The organism is Paractinoplanes durhamensis (assembly GCF_016862175.1).
Classification (GTDB): Bacteria; Actinomycetota; Actinomycetes; order Mycobacteriales; family Micromonosporaceae; genus Actinoplanes; species Actinoplanes durhamensis.
Window position 1 is genome coordinate 1 of sequence record NZ_BOML01000112.1, and the last position, 3,405, is coordinate 3,405.

The window sequence follows — 3,405 nt, forward strand, 5'->3', positions numbered from 1 at the left end:
CTCGCCGAACCCGCCGTGCGCCTTTCAACGCAACGGGCTCTCCACGGTTCCGCCGTCAGGCATGGTTCGCTCTCGGCCAGGGGGTGGGAATTCTGCCGCGACGCCGATACCTGGTGACAGGGGTCGACGCGATGTTGTGCAGCTCGATCCCGTCCACCGCAATGGTGCGCCACCCGGTCGGGGTGCGCAGCCAGCGGTGAACGTCCTTCCACCTCCAGCGCCGTTTCGCCTTGACCCAGCGCACGATCCGCCACCAGATGAAGTAGGCGAGCCGGTCGAAGGTGTGTTTGGCCACGGCATGCCGGAAGTAGTTGGCCCAGTCACGCGTGATCTGGTTGATCCGGATCAGCGTTTCCCCGAGGTCTTGCTGTGACAACCTGCGGGTCAGGGCACGAATCTTGTCCTTCAGCGACCGGACCGGCCGGTCACCGATGAACGTGTAGACGTGCCACTGGTCGCGGGTGCCCATCTTGCGTCTCCACCGGATGTGGAAACCCAGAAAGTCGAACCCGTCGGCCATATGCACTATCCGCGTCTTGGACGGCGACAAGCGCAATCCCAGCGGAGCGAGCACGGCCGCGACGTCCTCGCGCAACACCTCGACGTGATCTCGGGTGCCGAACACCATGACGACGAAATCGTCCGCATACCGGACGAGCCGCCATGTTGCCTGCCCTTGATCCCGTCGGCGATGGCGCCTGTTGTCCGTCGACATCCGGCCGCCGGGCTTCCATTCGCGGTGCAGGTACTCGTCGAGCACGCTGAGCGCGATGTTGGCCAGCAGCGGTGACAGGATGCCCCCTTGCGGCGTGCCGGCCGGGGTGTCGCGTTGCTCGCCGAGTTCGGTGAGCACCCCGGCCTTGAGGAACGCCTTGACCAGCGCCAGGACACGTTTGTCCTTGACCCGATCTCTTACCCGGCCCAGCAGGGCCGCGTGGTCGATCGTGTCGAAACACGCCTCGATGTCGGCGTCCAGCACCCACCGGTAGCCTCGGCTGCCGAACAGGTGGATGTCCGCGATCGCGTCGTGTGCTCGCCGATTGGGCCGAAACCCGAACGAGACCGGCTCGAAGTCGGCCTCGAAAATGGGTTCCAGGACAAGCTTCAAGGCGGCCTGCACGACCCGGTCAGCGACGGTCGGGATGCCCAACTTGCGGACCTTGCCCGACCCACCCGGCTTGGGGATCTTGCGTTCCCGCACCGGTTGCGGACGAAACGAGCCGTCCTTGACCGCCGACCGGATGCCGTCCAGGAACGCCGAGACGCCGATCTCCCGTTCGATCCGGGCGACCGTCAGGCCGTCCGAACCGGCAGTCCGCGCCCCGGTGTTACCCGCAACCCGTTCGAACGCCACGATCAGCGTCGCCGGGTCATGCACGAGGTTAAACAGATCGTCGAATCTGCGGCCCGCATCGGCTGCAGCCCAACAGTGAAGTTTGGTCTGTATCCCCGATACCCGCCCGAAACTGTCCTCCCGGACCGGTTCCGGTGGGGCGCCGCCGTTCGGCGGCGCATCTCTCGGCATCACAGCGTCCTCTCCTTCTCAAACCGCTGCCGTCCTTCCCCATGTGATCGGCTCTCCCGACCTCGGAGTACTACGACGGCTCCGCCCCACCCGGCGCGTTCAGCAGACGGTGCACCTATCCCGACCAACAGGCTGGCTGCCCATAGTCAGGAACCGTCGTCGGGTGGTTCCCGTGTTCACTGCTGGATCGCTCATCGAAGGAGGCACCCGACTTTGTCCCCGCGGCATCGCCACGACTACGCCGCAGACCTTCACCATGGCCTCCCTACGGAGGTGAAAATCCCCGCCCAGGAGTTCCCCGCCCGTCATGAAGAACGGGTGCGCACCGCGACCGGCCCTGATCCGCCAGGTTCGAGCCGGTGACCACTTAGGAGACGTAAACGCCGGTTCCTCGCGTATGCCTTTCCGATTCGCTAGCCGGACCCGCACCATCTGGCAGTGCTGACACGTCCCGGCGTTGTCAGGGCCGCTTGCCACCCTCCCCGGCACCTCCCGGATCAGGCTGCCCCCAGCTTCACCGCTCTGCTGCGACAGAACAGCGGCAAAGGTCTCTCACCTCCACACAATCCAACAGCGCCTCACGGCGCACTCTCCCCGGTCGTCAGGCCTTTCGCCGACAGCGACAGGACCATGTCCTCCACGCCCGTCAGCCGCCGCTGGCGTTTGCGGACGATCTGTGGCTCGAACGAGCCGTCCCGGTCGCGGGGCACGGTGATCTCGACCGGGCCGACGTCGGTCAACACCGTCTTGGCCCGGGTCCCGTTACGGGAGTTCCCGCCGTCTTTGCCGGCTGGATCGTGTTTCTCATAGCCGAGGTGGTCGGTGATCTCACCGTCCATGGCGGCCTCGATCACCCGCTTCGTGAGCTGCTGCAACAGGCCGCCGTCGCCGGTCAGCTGCAGGCCCGCTGCGCGGGCCTGCTCGACCAGCCGGCCCACCAGTTCGGCGTCCACACCCTCCGGCGAGACCACCGGATCCTTCTTCTTGACCACCGCGAAAGTATCCACGGCGGCCTCGCTCGTCACAGTCATCAGGTGTCTCCTTGATCAGGAGTTACACCGTTGTTTTTACAGTCCCGGAACAGGTGCCCCACGAATGCAGGCAAAGACGTTCAGACCGGCGATGAAGCGTTGGAGCAACAATGTCCAGTTGTCGCGGCGATCCTAGTTACGCAGTTCCGGTGAGTAGATGGTCGGCGATGATATCGATGGCCTCCGGGCATGCCGCAGCGACCAAGTCCATGATGTCTGACAGCCTTCCGTGCTGAAGCGGAATCGCTAGGAGGAACCGGGCCCGTGCTGGTTCGACTTTGCGTGCGAGGGCGATCAGGGCTTGGACTCGCTGGAAGTCGTCCTTAATAGCGCGGGCGATCTCCTCGGCCCGCTCGATAGCGCCTAGATCGGAGAGGGCGTCGGCGAGTTCGCGGAGGCACGAGTCTCGCCGATGAGGTTGTTCTTCGGATTGGGCGAGCGCGTGGGCGCGCTCGTGGTGACCGGCTTTGGCCAGCGCCAGCACCACTTTGGTCCGCGCCTGTGCCTGCGCCAGTTGGTCGATGATCAGGCTGGTGAGGGTCTCGGCGCGTGGGAGCTGTCCGTCGGTTGCCAGCTGGGTTACCGCCCGGACCAAAGCTTGGTCCCGCTCCTTCGCCAAGAGTGACGAGGGTTCATCGTCGATCGTACGGAGCGTGGGGAACCGTAAGAGCTCGGCAGGTTGTGCCAGCTCGTTAATGTCGTTGAGATTGAAGGTGCGGCCTGCCAATTCGTCAGCGAGTTCACCTTCCCCGATCATCCAGAGAGCGGTGACGGCCTTTCGTAGCGTTTGGAGGCGACGGCGTACGTCGGGGTCCGACATGGCGGCCTTTTCTGCGGCTCTGACGAGAT

Annotated in this window: 2 protein-coding genes and 1 pseudogene; all 3 read right to left on the reverse strand. The window is 64.9% G+C overall.

Annotated elements, in window-relative coordinates; translation table 11 throughout:
• Positions 1-55: 55 nt before the first annotated feature.
• Positions 56-1,378: a group II intron reverse transcriptase/maturase gene (gene ltrA, locus Adu01nite_RS47305; RefSeq protein ID WP_239133249.1), complete on the reverse strand. Its 1,323-nt coding sequence runs from the start codon at positions 1,376-1,378 to the stop codon at positions 56-58.
• Positions 1,379-2,115: 737 nt separating this feature from the next.
• Positions 2,116-2,556: pseudogene (locus Adu01nite_RS47310) on the reverse strand (transposase); the annotation flags it as partial.
• A 136-nt stretch (positions 2,557-2,692) separates the two neighbouring features.
• Positions 2,693-3,405: hypothetical protein (locus tag Adu01nite_RS47315; protein WP_203735985.1), on the reverse strand; the 713-nt coding region annotated here is incomplete at its 5' end.